Annotated in this window: 28 protein-coding genes and 1 other RNA gene; 18 read left to right on the top strand and 11 right to left on the bottom strand. The window is 67.7% G+C overall.

The features are described from left to right. The first annotated feature begins 44 nt into the window (after window positions 1-44). The 3 genes from hydA to ACFPJ1_RS00980 all read left to right on the top strand — a co-directional run bounded on the left by hydA (window position 45) and on the right by ACFPJ1_RS00980 (window position 2,979). Window positions 45-1,451, top strand: a complete 1,407-nt coding sequence (hydA, locus tag ACFPJ1_RS00990) for a dihydropyrimidinase (RefSeq protein ID WP_380100788.1) — start codon at window positions 45-47, stop codon at window positions 1,449-1,451. Window positions 1,452-1,478: 27 nt separating this feature from the next. Further along, the gene (locus ACFPJ1_RS00985; protein ID WP_380100787.1) at window positions 1,479-2,471 is read left to right on the top strand and encodes a TIGR03842 family LLM class F420-dependent oxidoreductase; all 993 of its coding nucleotides are present in this window, start codon (window positions 1,479-1,481) and stop codon (window positions 2,469-2,471) included. Between the two features lie 79 nt (window positions 2,472-2,550). Then, window positions 2,551-2,979: a cytidine deaminase family protein gene (locus tag ACFPJ1_RS00980; protein ID WP_380100786.1), complete on the top strand. Its 429-nt coding sequence runs from the start codon at window positions 2,551-2,553 to the stop codon at window positions 2,977-2,979. Here ACFPJ1_RS00980 and ACFPJ1_RS00975 read toward each other — a convergent pair. After that, window positions 2,972-3,508 (bottom strand): winged helix-turn-helix transcriptional regulator, encoded by a 537-nt coding sequence (locus tag ACFPJ1_RS00975; RefSeq protein WP_380100784.1) that lies wholly within the window; start codon window positions 3,506-3,508, stop codon window positions 2,972-2,974. The genes ACFPJ1_RS00980 and ACFPJ1_RS00975 overlap by 8 nt on opposite strands. 29 nt (window positions 3,509-3,537) lie before the next feature. Between ACFPJ1_RS00975 and ACFPJ1_RS00970 the strand changes: the two genes are divergently transcribed. Both ACFPJ1_RS00970 and ACFPJ1_RS00965 read left to right on the top strand, forming a co-directional pair. Beyond that, on the top strand, window positions 3,538-3,939 hold the full coding sequence (locus ACFPJ1_RS00970) for a VOC family protein (RefSeq protein ID WP_380100782.1): 402 nt from the start codon (window positions 3,538-3,540) through the stop codon (window positions 3,937-3,939). Beyond that, entirely contained in the window at window positions 3,936-4,268 is a 333-nt protein-coding gene (locus tag ACFPJ1_RS00965) for a YciI family protein (protein ID WP_380100780.1), read from the top strand. The genes ACFPJ1_RS00970 and ACFPJ1_RS00965 overlap by 4 nt, the downstream gene beginning before the upstream one ends. Here the strand turns inward: ACFPJ1_RS00965 and ACFPJ1_RS00960 are convergent. Both ACFPJ1_RS00960 and ACFPJ1_RS00955 read right to left on the bottom strand, forming a co-directional pair. Then, entirely contained in the window at window positions 4,265-5,623 is a 1,359-nt protein-coding gene (locus ACFPJ1_RS00960) for an FAD-binding oxidoreductase (RefSeq protein WP_380100779.1), read from the bottom strand. The genes ACFPJ1_RS00965 and ACFPJ1_RS00960 overlap by 4 nt on opposite strands. Window positions 5,624-5,842: 219 nt before the next feature. Further along, window positions 5,843-5,995: a hypothetical protein gene (locus tag ACFPJ1_RS00955; RefSeq protein ID WP_380100777.1), complete on the bottom strand. Its 153-nt coding sequence runs from the start codon at window positions 5,993-5,995 to the stop codon at window positions 5,843-5,845. A 241-nt stretch (window positions 5,996-6,236) separates the two neighbouring features. On the opposite strand from ACFPJ1_RS00955, the gene ACFPJ1_RS00950 reads away from it, so the two are divergent. Then, window positions 6,237-7,481, top strand: a complete 1,245-nt coding sequence (locus tag ACFPJ1_RS00950; protein WP_380100776.1) for an MFS transporter — start codon at window positions 6,237-6,239, stop codon at window positions 7,479-7,481. Here the strand turns inward: ACFPJ1_RS00950 and ACFPJ1_RS00945 are convergent. Continuing rightward, entirely contained in the window at window positions 7,423-7,863 is a 441-nt protein-coding gene (locus ACFPJ1_RS00945) for an SRPBCC family protein (protein ID WP_380100775.1), read from the bottom strand. The two genes, ACFPJ1_RS00950 and ACFPJ1_RS00945, sit on opposite strands and share 59 nt — an antisense overlap. Beyond that, complete coding sequence (locus ACFPJ1_RS00940; RefSeq protein WP_380100774.1) at window positions 7,860-8,222, bottom strand: ArsR/SmtB family transcription factor; 363 nt, start codon at window positions 8,220-8,222, stop codon at window positions 7,860-7,862. The genes ACFPJ1_RS00945 and ACFPJ1_RS00940 overlap by 4 nt, the downstream gene beginning before the upstream one ends. 150 nt (window positions 8,223-8,372) lie before the next feature. Between ACFPJ1_RS00940 and ACFPJ1_RS00935 the strand changes: the two genes are divergently transcribed. Both ACFPJ1_RS00935 and ACFPJ1_RS00930 read left to right on the top strand, forming a co-directional pair. Beyond that, the gene (locus ACFPJ1_RS00935; RefSeq protein ID WP_199234754.1) at window positions 8,373-8,582 is read left to right on the top strand and encodes a type II toxin-antitoxin system VapB family antitoxin; all 210 of its coding nucleotides are present in this window, start codon (window positions 8,373-8,375) and stop codon (window positions 8,580-8,582) included. 5 nt (window positions 8,583-8,587) lie between these two features. After that, window positions 8,588-9,016, top strand: a complete 429-nt coding sequence (locus tag ACFPJ1_RS00930; protein WP_132295561.1) for a PIN domain-containing protein — start codon at window positions 8,588-8,590, stop codon at window positions 9,014-9,016. Window positions 9,017-9,026: 10 nt separating this feature from the next. Here the strand turns inward: ACFPJ1_RS00930 and ACFPJ1_RS00925 are convergent, their stop codons facing one another. After that, window positions 9,027-10,076, bottom strand: coding sequence for a carbohydrate kinase family protein (locus ACFPJ1_RS00925; protein ID WP_132295151.1), 1,050 nt, complete (start codon window positions 10,074-10,076; stop codon window positions 9,027-9,029). Window positions 10,077-10,204: 128 nt separating this feature from the next. On the opposite strand from ACFPJ1_RS00925, the gene ACFPJ1_RS00920 reads away from it, so the two are divergent. From ACFPJ1_RS00920 to ssrA, 8 genes are all read left to right on the top strand, one after another. After that, entirely contained in the window at window positions 10,205-10,591 is a 387-nt protein-coding gene (locus ACFPJ1_RS00920; RefSeq protein WP_380100773.1) for a hypothetical protein, read from the top strand. Beyond that, window positions 10,584-10,748: a hypothetical protein gene (locus tag ACFPJ1_RS00915; RefSeq protein ID WP_380100771.1), complete on the top strand. Its 165-nt coding sequence runs from the start codon at window positions 10,584-10,586 to the stop codon at window positions 10,746-10,748. Before ACFPJ1_RS00920 ends, ACFPJ1_RS00915 begins: the two co-directional genes overlap by 8 nt. 274 nt (window positions 10,749-11,022) lie before the next feature. After that, window positions 11,023-11,712 carry a cell division ATP-binding protein FtsE gene (gene ftsE / locus ACFPJ1_RS00910; RefSeq protein ID WP_132187239.1) on the top strand — a complete coding sequence of 230 codons (690 nt, stop codon included), beginning with the start codon at window positions 11,023-11,025 and terminating at the stop codon, window positions 11,710-11,712. A gap of 29 nt (window positions 11,713-11,741) precedes the next feature. Further along, window positions 11,742-12,653, top strand: a complete 912-nt coding sequence (gene ftsX, locus ACFPJ1_RS00905) for a permease-like cell division protein FtsX (protein ID WP_380100770.1) — start codon at window positions 11,742-11,744, stop codon at window positions 12,651-12,653. Window positions 12,654-12,875: 222 nt separating this feature from the next. Continuing rightward, window positions 12,876-14,153: a peptidoglycan DD-metalloendopeptidase family protein gene (locus ACFPJ1_RS00900; protein ID WP_380100768.1), complete on the top strand. Its 1,278-nt coding sequence runs from the start codon at window positions 12,876-12,878 to the stop codon at window positions 14,151-14,153. A 21-nt stretch (window positions 14,154-14,174) separates the two neighbouring features. Further along, window positions 14,175-14,645, top strand: a complete 471-nt coding sequence (gene smpB, locus ACFPJ1_RS00895) for an SsrA-binding protein SmpB (RefSeq protein WP_380100767.1) — start codon at window positions 14,175-14,177, stop codon at window positions 14,643-14,645. A 70-nt stretch (window positions 14,646-14,715) separates the two neighbouring features. Then, window positions 14,716-15,276, top strand: coding sequence for a DUF1707 and DUF4870 domain-containing protein (locus ACFPJ1_RS00890; RefSeq protein ID WP_380100766.1), 561 nt, complete (start codon window positions 14,716-14,718; stop codon window positions 15,274-15,276). A 109-nt stretch (window positions 15,277-15,385) separates the two neighbouring features. After that, window positions 15,386-15,762: a transfer-messenger RNA gene (gene ssrA, locus ACFPJ1_RS00885) on the top strand. A 71-nt stretch (window positions 15,763-15,833) separates the two neighbouring features. On the opposite strand, the gene ACFPJ1_RS00880 is transcribed toward ssrA, so the two are convergent. From ACFPJ1_RS00880 to ACFPJ1_RS00860, 5 genes are all read right to left on the bottom strand, one after another. Next, window positions 15,834-17,075 (bottom strand): RNA polymerase sigma factor, encoded by a 1,242-nt coding sequence (locus ACFPJ1_RS00880; protein ID WP_380100765.1) that lies wholly within the window; start codon window positions 17,073-17,075, stop codon window positions 15,834-15,836. Between the two features lie 2 nt (window positions 17,076-17,077). Further along, window positions 17,078-17,494, bottom strand: a complete 417-nt coding sequence (locus tag ACFPJ1_RS00875) for a YciI family protein (RefSeq protein WP_380100763.1) — start codon at window positions 17,492-17,494, stop codon at window positions 17,078-17,080. Between the two features lie 188 nt (window positions 17,495-17,682). Continuing rightward, window positions 17,683-18,861, bottom strand: a complete 1,179-nt coding sequence (locus ACFPJ1_RS00870) for an SGNH/GDSL hydrolase family protein (protein ID WP_380100762.1) — start codon at window positions 18,859-18,861, stop codon at window positions 17,683-17,685. A gap of 165 nt (window positions 18,862-19,026) precedes the next feature. Continuing rightward, entirely contained in the window at window positions 19,027-19,731 is a 705-nt protein-coding gene (locus ACFPJ1_RS00865; RefSeq protein ID WP_380100761.1) for an SRPBCC family protein, read from the bottom strand. After that, window positions 19,728-20,315, bottom strand: coding sequence for a helix-turn-helix domain-containing protein (locus ACFPJ1_RS00860; RefSeq protein ID WP_380100760.1), 588 nt, complete (start codon window positions 20,313-20,315; stop codon window positions 19,728-19,730). The genes ACFPJ1_RS00865 and ACFPJ1_RS00860 overlap by 4 nt, the downstream gene beginning before the upstream one ends. Before the next feature lie 144 nt (window positions 20,316-20,459). Here ACFPJ1_RS00860 and ACFPJ1_RS00855 point away from each other — a divergent pair, with 144 nt between their 5' ends. Further along, the gene (locus tag ACFPJ1_RS00855; RefSeq protein ID WP_380100759.1) at window positions 20,460-21,377 is read left to right on the top strand and encodes a nucleotidyltransferase domain-containing protein; all 918 of its coding nucleotides are present in this window, start codon (window positions 20,460-20,462) and stop codon (window positions 21,375-21,377) included. Continuing rightward, on the top strand, window positions 21,367-22,137 hold the full coding sequence (locus ACFPJ1_RS00850; protein WP_380100758.1) for a nucleotidyltransferase domain-containing protein: 771 nt from the start codon (window positions 21,367-21,369) through the stop codon (window positions 22,135-22,137). Before ACFPJ1_RS00855 ends, ACFPJ1_RS00850 begins: the two co-directional genes overlap by 11 nt. The last annotated feature ends 17 nt before the right edge of the window (window positions 22,138-22,154 follow it).

The following is a 22,154-nucleotide window of genomic DNA, read 5'->3' as shown; positions in this document are numbered from 1 at the left end:
CGGGACAAGCGCCGGAACCGGGTTCGACAGAAGGAGCTTCGAGGATGTCGTTGCTGGTCAAGGGTGGAACCGTGATCGGGCCGACCGGTGCGCAGCCGGCCGACGTGCTGGTCGAGGGCGAGAAGATCGCCGCGCTGCTCGACCCGTCGTACAGCCAGACCGTGCAGGCCGACGAGGTGATCGATGCCACCGGCAAGTACGTCATCCCGGGCGGGATCGACGCGCACACGCACATGGAGCTGCCGTTCGGCGGGACGGCGGCCAGTGACACCTTCGAGACCGGGACGCGCGCCGCGGCCTGGGGTGGCACCACGACGATCATCGACTTCGCCGTGCAGCGGACCGGTGAGGTCGTGCAGGACGGGCTGGCCGCCTGGCACGCGAAGGCGGAGGGCAACTGTCACATCGACTACGCGTTCCACATGATCCTGGGCGGTGTCGACACCGACGCGCTGAAGGCGATGGATCAGCTGGTCGCGGACGAGGGCATCACCAGCTTCAAGCTGTTCATGGCCTATCCGGGTGTCTTCTACTCCGACGACGGGCAGATCCTCCGGGCCATGCAGACCGCGCGCGAGAACGGCGCGATGATCATGATGCACGCGGAGAACGGCATCGCTATCGACGTGCTTGTGCAGCAGGCGCTGGCCCGTGGCGAGACGGATCCGATCTACCACGGGATCACCAGGCCCGCGGCGCTGGAGACGGAGGCGACCAGCCGGGCGATCACGCTGGCATCCGTCGCGCAGGACTGCCCCCTCTACATCGTCCACCTGTCGGCGAGTGGAGCGCTCGAGGCTGTCGCGGAGGCGCGCGACCAGGGCCGGAACGTGTTCGCCGAGACCTGCCCGCAGTACCTGTACCTGACGCTGGAGGACCAGCTCGGCGCGCCCGGCTTCGAGGGCGCCAAGTGGGTCTGCTCGACGCCGCTGCGCAGCAAGCACGAGCCACACGCGAAGGACCTCTGGAAGGGGCTTCGCAGCAACGATCTGGCCGTGGTGTCGACGGACCACTGCCCGTTCTGCTTCAAGGACCAGAAGGAGCTCGGCGTCGGCGACTTCTCCAAGATCCCGAACGGCATCGGCGGAGTCGAGCACCGCGTCGACCTGATCTACCAAGGTGTGGTAGACGGCCAGCTGTCGCTGGAGCGCTGGGTGGAGACGATCGCGACCACCCCGGCCCGCATGTTCGGGCTCTACCCGCAGAAGGGGATCGTTGCCCCCGGCTCCGACGCGGACCTGGTCGTCTACGACCCGAACGGGACCACCCGGATCGGCGTCGAGACGCACCACATGAACATGGACTACTCGGCGTACGAGGGTACCGAGATCGCCGGCCGGGTCGGCACGGTGATCTCCCGCGGCGAGGTGATCGTGGCCGATGGCAACTACCATGGCCGCAAGGGCCGCGGGAAGTACCTGCGCCGCGGACTCTCGTCGTACCTGGTCTGACAATGCTTGATGGGGAGGGGAGACGCCGTGGACTTCGGAGTGGTGTTCCAGTGTGATCCGCCCGCGGCCGCGGTGGTGGACCTCGCGCGCAAAGCCGAGGAGGCCGGCTTCGACTACGTCTGGACCTTCGACTCGCATCTGCTCTGGCAGGAGCCGTTCGTCATCTACAGCGCGATCCTCGCGGCCACCCAGCGCGTCATCGTCGGCCCGATGGTGACGAATCCGGGCACCCGGGACTGGACCGTGATCGCGTCCCAGTTCGCCACGCTGAACGAGATGTACGGCAACCGGACGATCTGCGGCATCGGCCGGGGCGACTCGGCGCTGCGCACGCTCGGCGCCAAGCCCGGCACGATCGACCAGCTGAAGCAGTGCGTCGAGGTGGTCCGCGAGCTCGCGGCCGGCCGGACGGTCTCGTACCGCGGACAGGAGCTCAAGTTCGCCTGGGTGGACAACGGCGCGCTCGAGGTCTGGGTCGCCGCCTACGGGCCGAAGGCGCTCGCGGCCACCGGCGAGGTGGGCGACGGGTACATCCTGCAGCTCGCCGACCCCGACATCGCCGCATGGATGATCTCGGCCGTACACCGGGCCGCCGAACAGGCCGGCCGTGATCCCGCGAAGATCAAGTTCTGCGTGGCCGCGCCCGCGTATGTCGGGGACAACCTCGCGCACCAGCGCGACCAGACCCGCTGGTTCGGGGGAATGGTGGGCAACCACGTGGCGGACATCGTCGCGCGGTACGGGACGTCGGGGGAGATCCCCAAGGCGCTCACCGACTACATCGCCGGGCGCAAGGGCTACGACTACGCCGAGCACGGACGGGCGGGGAACACCCACACGGACTTCGTCCCCGACGAGGTGGTCGATCGCTTCTGCATCCTCGGCCCGGTGGAGAACCACCTCGCCCGGCTCGAGGAGCTCAAGTCGCTCGGCGTCGACCAGTTCGCCCTCTACTTGCAGCACGACGCGAAGGAAGACACCCTCGCGGCCTACGGCAAGGACATCATCCCGGCCTTCTGACCTGTACGCCGCCGCGGCGAACCGCGGGCCGCCGGGAACCCGATGGAAGCGGCCTGGTGGGTTGTGGGAGCGTTGGGGGATGACGATCGAGGTGCGGCCGTTGACCGCTGAAGATCACGAGCTGATCGAGCTGGCCCGGCGGACGGTGGACGAGAACACGGATGGCCCCGACGGCGTCTACACGATGGGTGCGGCGGTCCGCGCCGCCGACGGGCGGATGTTTGCCGGCATCAACCTCTACCACTTCACCGGCGGTCCCTGCGCGGAGCTGGTCGCGCTCGGCCGCGCCCGGGCCGAGGGTGCTCGCGAGCTCACCATGATCGTTGCAGTCGGCAACGAGGGGCGCGGCGTCTACGGCCCCTGCGGGCGCGACCGCCAGATCCTGTTCGACTATCACCCGGACATCCGCGTGATCATCCCGACTGCCCAGGGGACCGGCAGCGTCCGCATCATCGACCTGCTGCCAGAGGCCTTTCCCTGGGAGCCTTCGGCCTCGGACGTCAGTTAACCGCCAGCCGAGTTGCAGCCAGCGCGAGCGGTACTGCGCGCGCCGTGGTGCCGTAGTTGGTCGTCGGCGGGTAGGTGGTGGTCACGACCCGCGAGACGAGTCGTGCCGCCTCCAGGTCCTTGAGCGCGAGGGTCAGCGCGCGAGGCGTAGTACCGGGCAGGGCATTGCGCAGTTCGGAGTACCGGAGTCGGTCCTCGGCGAGGGCGTTCAAGATCGGCAGGGACCACTTCCTGAGGCCGACCTCTGTTGCGTGGAGTTCCGCCAGGAGATCGATCACGACGCGGCTGGGCTCGGCCAGGCGCTCGCCGGTCGCGGTCAGGAGGTACTCGGGGCGCAGCGGGTGGCCGTAGCCGGGGTTGCGGTGGATCAGTCCATAGGACTCCAACGCAGTCAGGGTCCGCCGCAGGGATTCGCGGCTGACGCCCAGGCTGTGGGTGAGGTTGACGAAGCGGCCGCCGCCGGCACTGTGCAGTTGGGCGAGCACCGGGATGGCCCAGCGGTGGTGGGCGAGGCGGACCAGCGTTGACACAGAAGTAAGCCTAGTATAAAAACGAGACTATGACGGATTCTCGGCCGGGTGCGTCGCGGGACGCATCGCGCATCGCCTACGACGGGCGCCTGGTCTGCGCTCTGGAGGTCAACGACCTCGAGCGGTCTCTCGGCTGGTACCAGGAGGCGCTCGGCTTCGAGGTCGTGCACCGGCTGGACGCCTGGGGATGGGCGGAGCTGAGCACGCATCTGCCCGGCGTTGGGATCGGCTTAGGCGAGGTCGAGGAGCCGCACATCGAGGGCGGCCCGGCGATCACGTTCGGCGTGTCGGACATCGACAGCGCCCGCCGCCACCTCGAGTCCCTGGGCACCCGTTTCGACGGCGAGACCCGACTGGTCGCCGACGAGGTCAGGCTGGCGACGTTCTACGACCCGGACGGCAACACCTTCATGCTCTCGGAGCGGATGTGAGTACGCCGCCGCGGCCGGGGATGGAGGGCCTGACGCTGGTGTTGCTGCGCCGGAGGCCGGACCGACCGGATCTGCCCGAGGATGAGGAGGACCGGATCCAGCAGGCGCACCTCGACTTCCTGGACTCGCTGCGGCAGCGCGGCCTGATGGCAGCAGCAGGTCCGTTCCGTGACGGCCTGGACGCGACGCTGAGCGGCCTGTGCATCTACCGCGTCGGAGTGGAAGAAGCCCGGCAGTACGCCGCTGAGGACCCCGCGGTCCAAGCCGGCTGGCTGGACCCCGAGGCCCTCACGTGGTGGTTCCGCGCAGGTGAAGTACGGCTGACCTAGCTCGGCGGGCCGTAGGGGAAGAGCGTGTTCGGGTCGTGCGCCGTCCGGACCTCCGCGAGCCGCGTGAAGGTCGCGGCCGGCCACGACGCCTCGTACGAGCCCGGGACCGTCAGACCGCCCGCCATATTGACGGTGTTCTCGGCGGCGATCCACGGGCGCAGCGGCTCGAGCAGCGCGTCGGCGGCCATGGGTAGCACCTTCTCGAACAGGCTCGGATCGGGCACACCCACCATGAACAGCGTGTAAGCGCCGCCACGACCGCCGACCGCACTGCCCTCCGGTACGTCGCGCCGGGTGGCTCCGCCGAGGTGCCGCATCTCGACGACGACGAAGGGGAGCTGCTGGTCCGGACCGGCCGCTGCGAGGAACGCCGCGACGTAGTCGGCATCGATCTCGTTCAGCAGCAGGCCACGATCCCAGCCCGGCCCTGGATCCTTGGGGTCGTTGTGGATCGTCGCGATCGCCGACGCGGGCATCTCGGCGACTGCGTCGATGAGGGTGGGGCCCACGTCGCGGATCGGCTTGAACAGACGCTCACCCTCGGCCGGATCGCCGACGAAGGCGAACCGCACGCTGAGCACGGTCTTGCCCCGCAGCGGTTCGGGAATGAACTCCAGCGGTGGCAGCCGGAGGATGACGGCCGACGAGGTCGCGGTCTCCGGCAAGGTCTTGGTCCAATCGACCCAGGTGGACACCCCAGCACTGATCTCGGCGGTGTCGAAGAACACCGAGCCGCCGTAGAGCGTGGTGAGCTCGACGAGTTCGAAGTCCATCGACGTGACGATGCCGAAGCCGCCCTTGCCGCCGCGCAACGCCCAGAAGAGGTCCGGGTTCTCGGTCGCGTTGGCGGTCACGACCTCCCCGGAGGCGACGGCGATCCGGAAGCCACGCGCCCAGTCGGAGGAGAACCCGTACGTCCGGGCGAGTGGGCCGAGGCCGCCGCCGAGGGTGTAGCCGATGCACCCGACGGTGTCGGACGCCCCGGTGATCGGTGCGAGCCCGTGCTCGGCCGCGGCCGCGACCACCTCCGCCCAGCGGCAGCCCGCCGCGATGTGGGCGATCCGGTTCTCCGCGTCGATGGTGACGCCGGTGAGCCGCGAGGTGGTGGCGAGGATGCCGTCGGTGACAGGTGTGGCGGAGCCGTGGCCGGTGGCAAGCACCCGGATCGGCGTACCGGCCTCGGCCGCGGTACGTACCAGGGCGGCGGCGTCGTCCTCGGAGGTGAGGCCGACGGCGACCTCCGGGGTGTGCTGGTTGGCGGTGTTCCAGGCCGCGATCTCGGTGGCGAAGTCGTCGTCTGCCGGACCGAGTACCGGGCCGGCCAAGCGACCGCGAAGGTCGTCGATCAGTGTCACGATGCCTCTCTTTCCGTGCTATTCGCTGATCCCTGAGCGTTCGATGGTGGCGGCGATGAAAGTCGGGGCAGGTCGATGGTCTGCGCGGTGAGGAAGGTGGAGAGCGCGATCTGAACCGTCCAGGGGGTCTGATCGGGGGCGATGACCAGCGGCCACAGGAACGCGTTCCAGGAGCCGATGAAGGTGATCGTACCGATCGCGGCGACGAAGCTCTTGGAATTAGGAACGACCACCCGCCAGCAGCGTCGCCACGATGAAGTAGAACACCGCATTCGCATATCTGTAAGGGATCCGTGCCAGTCCGTAGCCGGCCAGCCCGGAGACCGCGAGGAACCGCCGCGTGGTGAACCCGTTGCCTCCAGCATCCGACATCTCGCCGTACCTCCACCGCTCGGGGGCCGCGGTCCCACAGCCCGCACGCCGATCCTTCGACCCTACGACCGGTGGGTGTCTCCGGACCGCCTTCCACCCTGTGAAAAGCCCACGAGTTCGAGGGGCGATCAGAGGTAGGATGCGGCGCATGTCCGACCCCCGTGCCTAGAGAGCGCTCCCCGCGACGCTGACGCTGTCGCGGAGCTGAGCCCTGTCCTCTTACTGCTCTAGGAGCGTTCTCGTGTCCGGCACAACCCGTGCCGGGAGCTACCGCGACGTCCTGCTGCTGCCCTACGCGTTGCGCACGTTCGTGCCGGCGTTGTTCGGCCGGCTGTCGTACGGTCTGCTCCCGCTGTCCGCTTTGTTTACCGTTCAACAAGCCACCGACTCCTTCGCCACCGCCGGCTCGGCCGTCGCCGCGTTCGGCCTGGCCTCGCTGACGATGCCGTGGAAGGCGCGCCTGGTCGACCGCTACAGCCAGCGCCGCGTCCTCCCGCCACTGGCAGCCCTCTGCGGATCAGGCCTGGCCGCAACAGCGTTCACCCGTACGCCGAACGCGGCCGTGCTGGTGCTCCTCGTCGGCCTGACCGGGGTGTTCGCCCCACCACTCGGGCCGTCGATGCGCTCGACCTGGCGGCTCATCACCGACAAGTCCGACCTGAAGCAGCGTGCCTATGCCCTCGACGCGATCTGCGAGGAGTCGCTCTACCTCGGTGGTCCGCTCATCGCCGGACTCCTGACCAGCTTCTGGTCCGCGCCGGTCGCGTTGTCGTGCGCGGCGGTGCTGATGATCTGCGGGACCTTCGCGATGGTGACGACGCCACTGGCACGTCAGGTCGCGGAGCAACCTCCGACTCCGCGGAAGTTCCTGGATCCCGGGCCGCTCCGCAGTACGAGATTGCGGCGGGTCCTGCTCGTCATCTTCTTCGTGGCCGCCGGGGTGAGCGTCGCCTATGTCTGCGTGGCAGGCGTTGCGCAGAGCCAGGGTCGCGCTGGAGCGGCCGGATTCGTCGAAGCCGCTATCGGCTTGGGCAGTGTGGTCGGCGGGCTGGTGTGGGCCCGCCGTACCCATACTCGATCTCACTGGCAGCACTTGGCCGGCCTGATCGCCTTGCTGGGCTTAGGTTTCCTTGCGGCGTCGCTGGCCGGCAACCTGATCGTGCTGGGTGTGGTGCTGGGGATCGGCGGACTCGCCGTGGCGCCGCTGTTCGTCGTGTCCTACCTGGCCGCCGACGAACTCACCCCGGCCCACGAGCGGACCGAGGCGAGCACGTGGATCAACACGATCAACAACCTCGGCAGCTCGGCCGGCTCGTCGTTGGCCGGCCTCGCGATCGATCGCACGACCCCTTCCCACGGCTTCCTGGTCGCGGGGCTGCTGCTTCTAGCTGTCGCGCTGATCAGCACGATCAGCACAGTCGGGACGGTCAGTTCTGGGCGGCGAGCACCTTCTCCATCGAGTCGAAGAAGCCGTTGTAGCCCATGATCGTGGCCTCGACCTGCTCCTGGGTGAAGTCGCCGCGGAGCTGGGTCAGGGTCATCTCGGTGCCACCGGCGACCTCTGCGAACACGACCACGATCGGCACGTCCGACGGGTTTGCGGGGTCGTCGGTCATCGTGAACGACAGCCGCTCGGGCGGGTCGACCTCGGTGTACTCGCCGACCCAGTGGATCTGGTTGCCGTCGGGCAGTTGCATCACGGCGTTCCACGCGCCGCCGACCCGGACGTCGAGGCTGAGGGTGTCCAGCGGTACGTCGACCGCGTCGGTGCCGAACCAGACGGAGAAGTGCTCGGGGTTGGTCCACGCCTCGTAGACGAGTTCGCGGGGCGCGTTGAAGGTACGGGTAACGACTACGTCGTTGCTCATGGCAGTTCTCCTGGGGTGTCGTTGGATGGCGGGTTGGTCTGCTGCAGCTTGTCGAGATAGCTGCCGAGCGTGTCGAAGCTGTCGGCCCAGAACTTTTCGTAGTCGCCGATCCACTCCGACGCCGCGGCGAGCGGCCGCGCGTCCAGCCGGGCCGGCCGGTACTGCGCGTCCCGGCCGCGGGTGACCAGGCCCGCGGTCTCGAGCACCCGGAGGTGCTTCGAGACCGCGGCGAAGCTCATCGCGAAGGGTTCGGCGAGCTGGCCGACCGTCGCCTCGCCCGCCGACAACCGCGCCAGGATCGCGCGCCGCGTCGGGTCGGCGAGAGCCGCGAAAGTGCGGCTGAGCTGGTCGGTCGGCATGGTCGCTGGCTCCTATTCAACTACTTGGTTCTAAACCGATGAGTTGAATATAGCGCGGAAAGCGGGAGAGTCAAGTGACGAGCGGTGATAGGTATCGGTTTGGGGACGGAGTATGTCTCGGTGTATATATGCGGCTATATCGTTGTCTACATGAAGACGATGATCGATCTCAATGACGAGGCGTTGGCGCTCGCGGCGAAGGAGTTGGGAACGGTGACGAAGAAGGACACGGTGAACGCCGCCTTGGAGTTCGTCGCCAGAAGACGCGAACGTATCGAAGCGCTGCTCGACGACCCGTTCGCCCTGGGGGTCGGGCCTGATATCGCCGATTCGGACATCATGCGGGAGGCTCGCCGTTGAGCACGGTGACCGGTGTCGGCAAGCTCTATCTGGTTGACACGTCGGCGCAGGCTCGCAGTCGGCATCCTGCGGTGCGAACCGTGATCGCCGGTCTGATCGTGGATCGTGCGGCCGCAACCTGCGTCACTGTCGATCTCGAAGCCGGTTACTCGGGCCGGGATCTTGAGGACCTACGGACGATCGCCGCCCGGAGGAAGGCGTTGTACACGGTGCTTCCGGTCACTGAGGCCATCGCCGATCGGGCCCGTGAGGTCCAGCTTCGGATGGCGGCGCGGGGACATCATCGCGCCGCCGGAGTGGTGGATTTGCTGACCGCCGCCGTCGCAGAAGAACACGATGCGGTGATCCTGCACTACGACGCCGATTTCGAGCACATCGCCGCAACCACGGGGCAGCCGCATCTCTGGGTGGCGCCGCGCGGGACTCTGGACTGATTCGCTGACGTCAAGCGTCGGAGAGGCGGGCGATGGTGGCGCTGGCGCGGCGGACGATGGGGACCGGTCCTTCGGGGAGGACGTCGCCGATGAAGGTGTAGTGGCGCAGCACCTCGGGGTCGACGTCGCCCGGGCGGTGACGGCTGTGGTCGCGAACCCAGTCGATGATGTCGCCCCAGCCCGGCGCCGCCAGGGATCCGCCGAAGTGCTGGACGGACAAGCCGGCGCAAAGGTTGCCGAACGCGAGCCGGTGAGCCAACGGCCAGCCACGCAGCGTCCCCAGTACGAGGGAGGCCAAGAACACGTCACCCGCACCGGTCGGGTCGTACGAGCGAACCGGCAGGGCAGGGATGTACTCCTCCTCACCCGTCTCGGAGTCGATCGCCAGGACACCGTCCGACCCGTTGGTGACGACGGCCAGCGGGACCCGCTCGGCCAGTTTGTGCAAGGCGGCCTTGGGGGAGTCGGTCCGGGTGTAGGCCATCGCCTCGCCCGCGTTCGGTGTGAAGGCGTGGAAGCCGTCGAGGACGTCGAGCACCGCGGGAGACCAGACGTCGGTAGGGTCCCAGCCGACATCGCCGAACAGCAGCGCGCCGGACTGGCGTGCCTCGGCGGTCCAGCTCGGCAGTTCCTCGGCCACCGGTACGATCGCGGATCTGGTCTTCAGCCCGGGCCCGACCAGCTTGCTCGGATCGCCCGGCGCCTCGTGCGCGTGGGTCACCATCGCGCGGTCCCGGTCGATCGACATCGAGACGGTGACCGGGGAGTGCCAGTGCCCGATCCGGCGCGAGTGGGACAGGTCGACCTTCTCCTGGTCGGCGAGCGTGCGCCAGCAGAAGTCGGCGTACACGTCGTCGCCGAACACGGCGGCCAGGCCGCTGCGCAGGCCGAGGCGGCTCGCGGCGATGGCGAAGTTGGCGACGCCGCCCGGGCAGGAGCCCATGCCTTCGGCGAAGATCTCGGTACCGGTGGTCGGGGCGGACTCCAGGCCGGTCAGCACGATGTCGAGGAACACGGTCCCCTGCACGAACACGTCGTAGCAGGGCTCGTCGTCCTTCACGGTGACACTGCTCCCTCTGGTCGGTGTCTCGACGATGACTTGTCGGTGGCTGGTGGTGTGCTGTCCTTCGTAGCATCATCGACCGGCCATCACCATGGATTTGGGAGGACCTTGATGAGTTCTGGGGCGTGTCCGTGATTCCCACCTGGATCTCGGTGATCGGAGTCATCGTCACCGTGCTGAGCCCGTTCCTCGCCCTCGGCGGCGTCGCGCTGGGCTCCTACCTGACCCGCAAGTCCGACCGTGAGCTGGACACCTGGCGGCACCGCGAGGAGACGATGCGGATGGTCCGCTGGGCCGTCGAGCAGATCCTGACCGGCGACGAGGCCGGTACCCACGCCGGTGTGGTGACACTGCGCTCACTGATGAGATCGGAGCTGTTACAGCCCGAGGACTACGATCTGGTCGCCGCGCTGACGGCCGCTGTAGCGATCGACCGGGTCGGTCCCGCCGCGTACGCTGATATCGCGGAAGAAGATGCCGATGTGGTCGAGGGAGACAGTGCCGATGGCTGAGAAGAAGACCGTCAAGGTCTCCCGCCAAGCGGTCGAGCTGGCCAGGTTGCACGTGGAAGCCGCCCGCAGGGCAGGCCGCAAGCCCGATGCCGGCGTCGCCCGCATCGCGAGCGCCCGCCCAGAGAACGGCAACGGCGCCGCACCGGCCCCAGCCTGATCCGCCCCGTACTGCGGGTCTGTGGCCGGGCGCCCGCCCAGCCACAGGTGCGAGCTTGCTCGCGTACGCAGCCAGTGACTGCCTGTGCTGTGCCCGCCTGCCTCAGCCCGCGCACCGTAGTACGGCTATAGGACAGTGACGGTAAGGGCGGGACGCCTGCTCGGACCACGCCCGGGAAACCCCTACACTGATCGACGGCCGCTCCGGTGGCGTACGGTGCCCTGGTGGCTACCTATGCGCTGCTCCCTGTTCCCGACCACGGCCGGAAGCTCCCGTGATCCGCTTCGAGAATGTTTCCAAGACCTTCGAGGGTCAGTCCAAGGCTGCCCTGCTGAATGTCAACGTCGAGATCGAGAAAGGCGAGTTCGTCTTCCTGGTCGGTACCTCCGGGTCCGGCAAGTCGACGTTCCTTCGTCTGGTCCTGCGGGAGCACCGGAGCTCCAAGGGCCACATCATGGTGGCCGGCAAGGACCTGAACCGGTTGGCCAGCTGGCGGATCCCGCAGATGCGCCGCCAGATCGGCACGGTCTTCCAGGACTTCCGGCTGCTGCCGAACAAGACCGTCGCGGAGAACGTCGCCTTCGCCCTGCAGGTGATCGGCAAGCCCCGCTCGCACATCCGCAAGACCGTGCCCGAGGTGCTCGAGCTGGTCGGCCTGGACGGCAAGGAGGACCGGCTGCCGGACGAGCTGTCCGGTGGTGAGCAGCAGCGGGTGGCGATCGCCCGCGCGTTCGTGAACCGGCCGATGATCCTGATCGCGGACGAGCCGACCGGAAACCTGGACCCCGGCACCTCGGTCGGCATCATGAAGCTGCTGGACCGGATCAACCGCACCGGGACGACCGTGGTGATGGCGACCCACGACGTCTCGATCGTGGACCAGATGCGCAAGCGCGTGATCGAGCTGGAGAACGGCCATGTCGTCCGCGACGAGTCGCGTGGCGTCTACGGCTACCAGCACTAGACCCACGACGATACGGAACTGACTGTCCTATGCGACTCAACTACATCCTCTCCGACCTGGGCATCGGCCTGAAGCGGAACCTCTCGATGACGATCGCGGTCGTCGTCACCATCTGGGTCTCGCTGTCGCTGTTCGGCAGCGCGCTGCTCGCCCGCGAGCAGGTGGACCTGATGAAGGGGAACTGGTACGACAAGATCCAGATCTCGATCTTCCTCTGCACCAAGGACTCCGGCGGCCGCGGCTGCTCGGGCGCCGAGGTGACCACGGAGCAGAAGAACCGGATCAAGCAGGTGATCGAGTCGAACCCGGACACCGCGCCGGAAGGCGTGTTCGGCGAGTCCAAGAAGGAAGCGTTCGACCAGTTCAAGAAGCTCTACAAGGACTCGCCGATCGTCAGCACGGTGACCGAGGACCAGATGCAGGAGTCCTTCCGGGTCAAGCTGAAGGATCCACAGCGCTACCAGAACCTGGTCAGTGCTGTGTCGGGTCTGCCCGGCGTCGACAACGTGCAGGACCTCAGACAGTTTCTGGATCCACTCTTCACCGCGCTGAACAAGCTCAGATGGGGAGCACTGATCGCGGCCGGCCTGCTGCTGGTCGCCGCCCTGATGCAGATCTCCAACACGATCCGGCTGGCGGCCTACGCTCGGAGACGGGAGATAGGCATCATGCGCCTGGTGGGCGCCTCGAACTTCTACATCCAGCTGCCGTTCTTGCTGGAGGCGATCCTGGCGGCACTGATCGGCGCGGTCCTTGCCTGCGGCACCTTGTGGCTCGGCGTCTACTTCCTGATCACCAAACAGGCGGAGGAGACGTTCCGGGCCTGGGAGCGGATCGGCGCGCCCGAAACCTTCCGGGCCACCCTGATCATGGTGGTGGTCGGACTGGTGCTGGCGGTCGTCCCGACATTCCTGACAACCCGGAAATACCTCAAAGTCTGACCTGGGTGACTTATCGTGCAGTAGCACGTCACTTTCACCCATAGCAAGGGGTCGACTGTGGTCCCGCACTTCCCCGGTGCGAACCCGCTCAGGCGGGGGAGCATCAAGCGAGACGACAGCATCGGCACCACCGAACTACCGAACCGACGGACACTCAGGCAACGCCTGGGCGGGCCTGCCGGTCGGCCGACGATGGTCGCCGCTTGCTGCGTTGTCCTGTCCATGTCCGCCGGAGTCCTGGCGGTGGTCCCGTCTGCCCAGGCGGAGCCACCGGATCCAGCCGCGAAGAAGAAACAGCTCGACTCGCAGATCCAGGAGTCGCGCGCCGACCTGCACGAGTCGTACGACCAGCTCGCCAAGTCCACCGCGTCGTACACCCGCGCCGAGACGCAGTACAAGGCCGTCCAGGTCCGGTACGCCGCGGCGCAGGGTCGGCTGGCGGCCGCGAAAGCCGCCGATGTGGTTGCCGCGAGCAAGCTGAAGGCCGCCGAGGAGGCGCTGCAGACCGCGCTGTCCGACGTGGACGCGGGCGAGCAGGTGATCCTGGAGCAGAAGCACGTGGCCGGCCGTGCGGCGCAGTCGGCGTACCAGCAACAGAACAGCCTGGTCGGGCTGTCGATCGTGCTGAACGGCGCGTCGCCCGCCGACGTCGCCACCGGGGTGCAGGTCCAGCGCAACGTGTTCGGCATCCAGGGCAACACGATCACCAAGCTCAACAACGCCCAGGCCCAGCTCGCGAACAAGCGCGCCAAGGTCTCCCAGGCGGAGAAGATCGTCGCCGCCCAGCGGGCCGAGGCCGCCCGGACGGTTCAGCAGGTCACCGCGCTCACGCTGCAGGTGGCCAGGGACAAGGCCGAGGCCGCGAAGCTGGCCCAGGCACGACTGGTCGCGTACAAGGCCGCCGAGAAGGACAAGAACAGCGAGTTGGCGCAGTACAACGCGCTGGTCGCCGAGCGGAACAGGGTGCAGGCGATCCTGGTCGCCCGGGCCAAGGCCGAGAAGGCCGCGGCCGCCCGGCGCAAGGCCGCGGCGGAGGCCAGGGAGCGCGCGAAGGCGAAGAAGGAGCACCGGCCGCCGCGCGACGTACCGGACGACCCGGGCAGCTCCTCGGGACTGAGCTACCCGATCAACACCTACATCACCTCGCCGTACGGGATGCGGTTCCACCCGGTGCTGCACTACTGGAAGCTGCACGACGGCACCGACTTCGGCGCCGGCTGCGGTACGCCGATCCACGCCGCCGCGAGCGGGGTCATCACGGACCGCTACTACAACGGCGGCTACGGCAACCGGCTGTTCCTGTCGAACGGGGTGATCAGGGGCTCGTCGATCACGACGGTCTACAACCACCTGTCGCGGTACAAGGTGCGCGTCGGCCAGCGGGTCAAGAAGGGCCAGGTGATCGGCTACGTCGGCACCACCGGCTACTCGACCGGCTGCCACCTGCACTTCATGGTCTACCAGGACGGACGGGTGGTTAACCCGATGAAGTGGTTGTGAGTTGTCTGGGATACTGGTCGGATGGTGAAACAGACCGGCCAGAAGCCGATCGCGCAGAATCGTAAGGCGCGACACGACTACCACATCGACGACGTGGTGGAGGCCGGACTCGTGCTGACCGGGACCGAGGTGAAGTCCCTGCGGCTGGGTCGGGCCTCCCTCGTCGACGCCTTCGCGTCCGTCCGGGGCAACGAGCTGTGGCTGCAGAACCTGCACATCCCGGAGTACACGCACGGCACCTGGACCAACCACGAGCCCCGGCGTACCCGCAAGCTGCTGCTGCACAAGGACGAGATGCAGAAGCTGATCAAGGCCGTCGAGCAGCAGGGCGTCAGCCTGATCCCGCTGTCGCTGTACTTCAAGGACGGCTACGTGAAGGTCGAGCTCGCCACCGGGCGCGGCAAGAAGGACTACGACAAGCGGCACGCCCTGGCCGAGCGCCAGGCGAACCGCGAGGCCCAGCGAGCACTGAGCGACCGCAGGAAGGGCTAGGGGTCTCCCCAGGGGTGGTTCCGGGCGTCACCCGATGGGTTGCGGGGTGGTCCGGCGTCAGGCTGGGGGCATGTCCACTTCAGAGCTGCTGGTGACGCCGGCCCAACGGGACCGAGCGGTCGAGATCCTGCAAGAGATGTACGCCGACGGCCGGGTCGAGCGTGTCGAGTTCGACACCCGGCTGGAACTGGCGCTCAAGGCCCGCACCCGGGCCGAGCTGAACGGCACCTTCGACGGACTGGTGGCGCGCCCCGTCCCGACGTACGTGCCGGCGGCCTTCACCCGGCCCGCCCCGGTCAAGCGGTACGACAGCCAGGGCCGCGGCCTCGGCACGATCGCCCACTGGCTCGGGTACCCCACCTTCTTCGTCGGCCCGGCGCTGATCGTCGCCACCGCGGGCAGGGAGAACCCAGCCGTCCGCAAGCACGCGGTGGAGGCGTTGAACTTCCAGTTGAGCGCGCTGGCCGTCTTCGCCATGCTGGGCGTGGTCACCGGCGTCACCGAAGGCTTCACCAGCTTCTTGTTCCCGTTGGTAGGCCTCGTCTGGTTCGTCCTCACCGGCATTGGCGGCCTGGCCACCCTTCTCGGCTCCAACTTCCGCTACCCCTTCACCCTCCGCCTGATCAAGTAACCCCGCGTGACGGGAATCTGGCGTGCGGCAGCCTTGTTGGACTTGATAGTGTGGACCTTCCGCGGTCAGTCAGAGCGCTACCGGACCACGGGAGATTGACAACTCAACAGGGGGTGAACGGTTTCGACTTTGGTTGTACGTTTCGAGGGAAGCGGGCCGAGGATCCAGGGTTATCTCGTAAACGATCTCTGGAAACCAATAACTGCCAATTCACAGCGCAGTAGCTTCGCTCTCGCCGCCTGACGGCCTGAGCTAAAAGAAGCGGTCAGCCCGGGAGTGCTTCCGACCCGGTCCCTGGCCTCAGCAAGGGAGCTAGCTTCGTTAACCCGGTCACGGGGTTAACGCGGGACATTTACAGTGACTGAGCCTGTCAGCAACTTGTCTGCGAGAGTGCTGAGGCTGAGAAAAGCGATTATGCAGACTGCGCCCGGAGAAGTCTCGAGTCGACACTGAAGGACGCGGGTTCGATTCCCGCCACCTCCACCCCTGAAAAGTTGGACGAGCCCCGACAGCCCCAAGCTGCCGGGGCTTCGTCATGTCCTGTACAGCAGTCTTGGTCAGGAGTTGCCGGCCCGGGCGAGCAGATGTGCGCGCTCGGCCTCGTTCGAGGTGAGCTCGGCGGCACGCTCGAACTCAGCTCGTGCCTCCACGGAGCGGCCGAGCTTGGCCAGTAGGTCGCCGCGTACGCTCGGCAGCAGGTGGTAGTTGCGCAGCGCGGCGACGTCGAGCAATCCGTCGGTCACCGCGAGCCCGGCGGCCGGTCCGTCGGCCATCGAGACGGCAACCGCGCGGTTCAGTTCGACGATCGGCGAGCGGGTCAACGCGACGAGGTCGCCGTACAGGGAGGCGATGCGCACCCAGTCGGTGTCCTCAGCACGCGGTGCTCTGGCGTGGCACGCCGCGACCTTCGCCTGGATCGCATAGGAGCCGGTGCCGCCGATATCCTCGGCCCGATCCAGCGCGGCGAGACCGTGCGTGATCAGAAACCGGTCCCAGCGAGCACGGTCCTGCTTGTCGAGCGTGACGATCTCGCCGGCCGGCCCGGTGCGGGCGCGAAGGCGGGACGCCTGGATCTCCATCAACGCCACCAGGGCATGCGTCTCGGACTCGCCGGCTGCCAACGCGGCGAGCATGCGGCCGAGGCGCATCGCCTCCTGGCACAGCTCGGCGCGTGCCCACTGCTCGCCGGCGGTGGCCGTGTAGCCCTCGTTGAAGACCAGGTAGACGGCCTCGAGCACGGAGCTCAGCCGGTCGGCGAGTTCCCCGCCGACCGGAACCTCGAAGGGCACGTTGGCCTCGGTGAGCGCCTTCTTCGCCCGGGTGATCCGTGCTGCCATCGTGGTCGTCTGCACCAGGAACGCGCGTGCGATCTCCTCGGTCGACAGCCCGGCGACCAGCTTCAGGGTGAGGGCCACGCGGGCTTCGACCGACAGCACCGGGTGGCACGCGGTGAACATCAGCCGCAGCACGTCGTCTTCGACGTGGGGGTCGAACTCGATCTCGTCCATCGGAGTCTCGTGATCACTGAGCTCGCGACCGAGCAGCTCGACCTTGCTCTGCAGTGTCAAGGCGCGACGAATCGTGTCGACGCCGCGGCGGCGCGCCACGGCCATGAGCCAGGCGCCCGGGTGGTCCGGGACACCTGACTCGGGCCACTGTTCGAGCGCTGCGACGAGTGCGTCCTGCGCAAGGTCTTCGGCCAGCCCGACATCGCGAACGACACGGGCCAGGCCCGCGATCAGCCTGGCGGATTCGATCCGCCAGACCGCGTCGATCGCCTGCTGGGTGGCTGAGGTCACTACTACTTGGCGGCGGGCTCTGCGCGCATCCGCTCCTCGGCCGCCGCGATCTCGGCCGGGAAGGAGTCGTCGAAGTCCTCAGCGTCGAGGATCTTTCGGAGTTCGACCTCGCTGTCGCGCAAGGGCGAGCGCTTGACCCACTCGACGGCCTCGTCCATTGAGGCGACCTCCCAGATCGAGAAGCCGGCGACCAGCTCCTTCGTCTCGGCGAACGGGCCGTCGATCACCCTGGTGTTGCCGTCGGCGTCGAAGGCGACCCGCTTGCCCTTGCTGGTCGGCTGGAGTCCGTCGCCGGACAGCACGACGCCAGCCTCGACGAGCTGCTCGTTGAACTTGTCCATCGCCACGAACTCCTCGGCGGAACCGAACTCGCCGGCCTCGGACCGCTCCGTCGCCTTGCCCAGAACCAGGACCTTCATCGCTGTACTCCTTCGCATCTGCCCGGGATCGGCCCCGTTGACCGACTCAACCCTGGCTTACCCATGCGTCGAATGGGAAGGGGCGAATTCGACATGACGCCGAAACTGATGCTCACCAAGCCGGCCGGCCAACCTGGTGTGGCCGACCTGCCCCGGCAGCCCGCACGGCCGCTGGGGCTGAGCCGAGACTAGTTGAGCGTCATCCGGGGCTCGCCGTTGGCTAGGCCGGTGCCCGAGATCGCGCACGCGCCGCCGCGGTTGCCGGTGTAGGACTGGCGGACGCAGGAGCGGAGGGCTAGTTGGGCCCAGTAGTTGGGGTGTAGGGATTCCTGGATGTAGTAGTTGGAGCCGATGGTGGTGACTGTGCGGATCTGGTTGATCCATTCGGTTTTGTCGACCGCGGTGGGGGCGGTCCAGGAGGAGAGGCCGACTTCTTCGTAGAGGCCTACTGTTTTCTCGCAGAGGCGGCGGCCGTTGAAGGTGGATTGGAGTTCCAGGAGGCGGGTGTTCGAGAGGCCTGATTGGGTGATGGCGGCTCGGACGGTGTTGTTGATCGTGGCCAGGGCAGTTGTGTTGGCCCAGTCGGCGTCTGCGTTCCAGAAGCCGCAGCCACCGATGTTCTGGCGGGTGTAGCCGGTCTGGCCGTAGCGGAAGCCGCTGGCCGGCGGGATCGGGGACGGGTAGGTCTGCACCAGCAGGTTCCACGCATTGTCCGCGTAGCCCGCGTTGCGCATCGCCGTCCGGATGTTCTGGAACGACGTAGCGATCCGCCCTCGTACTGCGGTGACGTTGGCCGAGGTGAAGTTCGCGACCACCGACGAGTCGTCCTTGCAGTAGTCCGGGAACCACGAGGGCGAGAGCAGGAAGTCGGTCACGCACGACGTCACGATCGAGGCGAAGTTGAAGTCGTTGCCGCCGATCGAGGCGACCACCAGGTTCACGTTGTGGGTCGAGGCGAACTGCTGCAGCATCTTCGCCTGGCCGAGGTGGCCCGCGCCGTCGTCGTAGAAGTCGAGGCCGGGTTTGAAGTTGTCCCCGGTCGTGGTGTTCGTGCGGGCGCCGGAGCACGCGAGGTTCAGCCCGCCGACGCCGCTGCCGATGAACGCTTCGGCGGACCTGCTGCGGTGACACTTGGCGATCGTCTCCGCGGTGCCGGCCGCGTTGTCGTGGTACGCGTGGGCGCCGAGCGCGTCTGCCGGTGCCTCGGAGTTGTTCGAGCTGCCCGCCCAGCGGCCGGCCTCACCCGAAATGTAGGAGTCCCCGACAGTCACGACGTACGGCGTACCGGAGCCTGGGCCGTCCGCGTGGGCGGCGGGGGTGGTGACGACCAGGCTGCCGGCCGTCAGGACGAGAGTGGTGATGGTCAAGGACAAACGACGACTTCGCGGACTGAGCACCGGAAGGCCTCCTCGCCGAAGGTCGGTAACCACTTGGACCCCGTGGTGGTCACCGTGCAGCGAGAATGTACTCCTGGGTAACGTCGATTGGATAGACCGAGAGTGCTGGCACGTATGCGCCCTGTCACCACCGTGTCACTCGGTCGACGGATACCGCGGCGACCACCAGTCGGTCCAGCGCTTGTCGGTCCCGGCAAGCGCGGCCTCATCCGCGCCGTACAGCGTGAGCACGGCCATCGCCGCACCGTTCGGCTTCTTCTCGCCGGCGCCGACGTGGCTCAGCACGAGCAGCCCGTCGCCCCACTGGTCGACCGTCAGTCCCACCTGGTTGTCCGACCGGAACCACGCCGGCCCGGTCGCGCGTTCGCCGACCAGATCCACCTCGTACTCCGAGCCGACCGCCGCGGTGATGCCCAGTTGCTCGGCCGGACCCGTACTGCGATCGCCCGCGCCCGAGTAGAACAACGTCCGGCGAGGTTCGCCGGGATGCCGTTCGAGGGCGAAGCGGAGTTGCTGGACGAAGGTGATCCAGCCCTCGGTGATGTCGTCGTAGTACGCGTCCCACTCGGGGTCGTCGCCGTGCGGCGCCCGCGTCAGGGTGATCCTCGAACCACCTTCAACCGGCTCGACCACGAACCGGTCGCCGCCGTGGAGGCCCAGCGTCCGGGTCTCGGCGTCCTCGGTGAACGCGGTGAAGAAGATCAGGTCGATCTCGGCGTCCAGCCCGTCGTACTCCCAGCCGTGCCAGTGCCGGATCTTCTCCTTGTTGCGGAGCGCGTCCCAGACCTCCTCGACCGGCGCGGCCACCGTCGCCACGATCACCGGGGTCTCGTCGCTCATGACTTTCCTCCTTCTGTACTGCGGGGTGCCGGGTGGCCGCCGGCGATCACCCGGTAAGGGCGGCCGCCTTCGGCGTCGAAGGCCTCGATGGTCTGCCGGACGGCTTCGGTCAGCGCGTCCGAGAAGCGGTGCACGTCGCCGGGCTCGGTGAATCGGACCTCAGCCTCGAGCGTGAAAGTCAGCAGCCGTTTGCCTGCGGCATCGGCTTTGTTCTGCATCCGGGCCACGTCGCGAACGGTGCCGGCGGCAACTTCCACCAGGTGTTCAGCCGCGTACTGGTCGCCGATCCGGCTGAAGGTGCGCCCCATCACGGAAGGATCCACGACGAACGAGCCGGAGGTCGCGCGGAGGATCCGCTCGACACAACCCCGGCGCTGGCGCTCCTCGACCAACTCCACCAGCCCGGCCTTCTCGAGCTCGCGCAGGTGGTAGTTCACCCGCTGCCGCGGCAATTCCAGCGCGGCCGCCAGTTGAGTCCCGGAAGCCGGCTCCTGCAGCAGCCGCAGCAACTCCCGCCGCAACGGCGACAACGCCGCCCGCACCTTCTCAGGCTCCTCCAGCAGCTTCATGTCCACCAGACTCATATTGACAGTCTCATTTGTCATTAAGCCGGACCGGAGCTGCAGCACTCACCAACACGCTCCCGAACCGGCGCTCACGCTCGGGCGCGGGCGCTGGCGGGAGGTTGGTGAGTGGTGGCGGTCCGGGAGTGCGAGAGCATGGGCGGCATGTCTGTCGAGGGGCCGCAGTTGCCGGTGGGGACTCAGGTTGTACTGCGGGTGGCGCGGCCGGATTCCGCGGGTGGGACCGCGCAGCGCGGGGCCACCGGGCGGGTCAGTGGAGTCACCCCGGACGGCCGGTACGCTGTGAGGTTGGTCGACGGGCGGGATGCCACGGCTCAGCGGGACCAGCTCAGCCTGCGTACGGCGTACCAGGACGAGGCCGTCGCCGTGGAGCAGCCCGACGGCGACGAACTCGTCCGGCACCACACGATCCACGCGGCGGTGGTCGGGTCGCGCGCGTTCGGGTTGGACACGGATGACTCGGACACGGACACGCGCGGGGTGTTCGTCGCGCCGACTGAGGCGTTCTGGTCGCTCGCCAAGCCGCCGAGCCACGTGGACGGGCCGGAGGACGAGTGGTTCTCCTGGGAGGTCGAGCGGTTCTGCGAGCTCGCGCTCAAGGCGAACCCGAACCTGCTCGAGGTGCTCCACTCGCCGCTGGTCGTCCGCCAGACCTCGCTCGGCGAGGAGCTGGTCGGACTCCGCGAGGCGTTCCTGTCGCAGCTCGCGTACCAGACGTACTCCGGCTACGTGCTGAGCCAGTTCAAGAAGCTCGAGGCGGACTTCCGACGGGATGGGGCGCCGAAGTGGAAGCACGTCATGCACCTGATCCGGTTGTTGCTGGCGGCCCGTACTTTGCTGCGCGATGGCCGGCTGGTCGTTGACGTCGGCCCCGATCGCGACAGATTGCTCGCGGTCAAGGCCGGTGCCGTCGAATGGGACGAGGTCGAACGCTGGCGGCTCGGCCTGCACGAGGAGCTCGACGAGGCGTTGCGGAAAACCGTGCTGCCGGCCACGCCCGATGTCGGTAGGGTCGACGCCTGGCTCAGATCGGTCCGGCGGAGGAGTATCGGTGACGCGTGACATGCGGCTGCTCGATTACGACGAGCTGCGCGGCATCATCGCCGACCAGCCCTACCAGTTGCTCTTCGCAACGGTCTCCGGTGCTCACCTGTACGGCTTCCCGAGCCGGGACTCCGACGTTGACCTGCGCGGGGTGCACGTGTTGCCCGCCGAGGAGGTGGTCGGGTTGACCACTGGGCCGGAGACGCTCGACCGCACCTGGTTCCAGAACGAGGCCGAGGTCGATCTCGTCACCCACGACCTGGCCAAGCTCGCCCGGTTGATGCTGCGGCGCAACGGCTACGTGCTGGAGCAGGTGTTGTCGCCGCTCGTCGTCGCCACGACCCCGGAGCACGAGGAACTCGTCGCTCTGGCACCGGACTGCCTGACGAAGTGGCACGCGCATCACTATCGCGGGTTCGCGAGTACTCAGTGGACGCTGGTCGGGAAGTCGGGCGAGCTGAAGCCCCTGCTCTACACGTTCCGGGTGCTGCTTACCGGCATCCACCTGATGCGGGCGGGTGAAGTACAGGCCGATCTTCGGCAGCTCACACACCTAGTTGGCGAGGCGCCGGGGTATCTGGGGGAGTTGATGGCGGCCAAGGCGGAGGCTGAGCATGGGCCGCTGACCGGGCCGTCCAGGGACCTGCTCGAGCGGGATGTCGTCGCGCTCCAGGCAGTACTCGACGAGGCCGAGACCGACTCGAAGCTGGCCGATCGGCCGACGGCCGACGCCGCCCTTCACGACCTTCTCGTGCGGACGCGCCTGCGCTCAGCCTGAGCATTCCCGCGAGGACG

The organism is Kribbella qitaiheensis (assembly GCF_042657745.1).
In the GTDB taxonomy this organism is placed as follows: Bacteria; Actinomycetota; Actinomycetes; order Propionibacteriales; family Kribbellaceae; genus Kribbella; species Kribbella qitaiheensis.
The sequence above is the reverse complement of the archived record's forward strand: the minus strand, read 5'-3'. Positions and strand labels throughout refer to the sequence as shown.

Coding starts and splice junctions, on each gene's coding strand:
- smpB (WP_380100767.1), top strand. CDS start 14,175: ATGGTGAAACAGACCGGCCAGAAGCCGATCGCGCAGAATCGTAAGGCG.
- ACFPJ1_RS00865 (WP_380100761.1), bottom strand. CDS start 19,731: ATGAGCGACGAGACCCCGGTGATCGTGGCGACGGTGGCCGCGCCGGTC.
- ACFPJ1_RS00875 (WP_380100763.1), bottom strand. CDS start 17,494: ATGAAGGTCCTGGTTCTGGGCAAGGCGACGGAGCGGTCCGAGGCCGGC.
- ACFPJ1_RS00980 (WP_380100786.1), top strand. CDS start 2,551: ATGACGATCGAGGTGCGGCCGTTGACCGCTGAAGATCACGAGCTGATC.
- ACFPJ1_RS00900 (WP_380100768.1), top strand. CDS start 12,876: ATGTCCGCCGGAGTCCTGGCGGTGGTCCCGTCTGCCCAGGCGGAGCCA.
- ACFPJ1_RS00860 (WP_380100760.1), bottom strand. CDS start 20,315: ATGAGTCTGGTGGACATGAAGCTGCTGGAGGAGCCTGAGAAGGTGCGG.
- ACFPJ1_RS00955 (WP_380100777.1), bottom strand. CDS start 5,995: ATGTCGGATGCTGGAGGCAACGGGTTCACCACGCGGCGGTTCCTCGCG.
- hydA (WP_380100788.1), top strand. CDS start 45: ATGTCGTTGCTGGTCAAGGGTGGAACCGTGATCGGGCCGACCGGTGCG.
- ACFPJ1_RS00970 (WP_380100782.1), top strand. CDS start 3,538: ATGACGGATTCTCGGCCGGGTGCGTCGCGGGACGCATCGCGCATCGCC.
- ftsX (WP_380100770.1), top strand. CDS start 11,742: ATGCGACTCAACTACATCCTCTCCGACCTGGGCATCGGCCTGAAGCGG.
- ACFPJ1_RS00935 (WP_199234754.1), top strand. CDS start 8,373: ATGAAGACGATGATCGATCTCAATGACGAGGCGTTGGCGCTCGCGGCG.
- ACFPJ1_RS00855 (WP_380100759.1), top strand. CDS start 20,460: ATGTCTGTCGAGGGGCCGCAGTTGCCGGTGGGGACTCAGGTTGTACTG.
- ACFPJ1_RS00945 (WP_380100775.1), bottom strand. CDS start 7,863: ATGAGCAACGACGTAGTCGTTACCCGTACCTTCAACGCGCCCCGCGAA.
- ACFPJ1_RS00940 (WP_380100774.1), bottom strand. CDS start 8,222: ATGCCGACCGACCAGCTCAGCCGCACTTTCGCGGCTCTCGCCGACCCG.
- ACFPJ1_RS00890 (WP_380100766.1), top strand. CDS start 14,716: ATGTCCACTTCAGAGCTGCTGGTGACGCCGGCCCAACGGGACCGAGCG.
- ACFPJ1_RS00915 (WP_380100771.1), top strand. CDS start 10,584: ATGGCTGAGAAGAAGACCGTCAAGGTCTCCCGCCAAGCGGTCGAGCTG.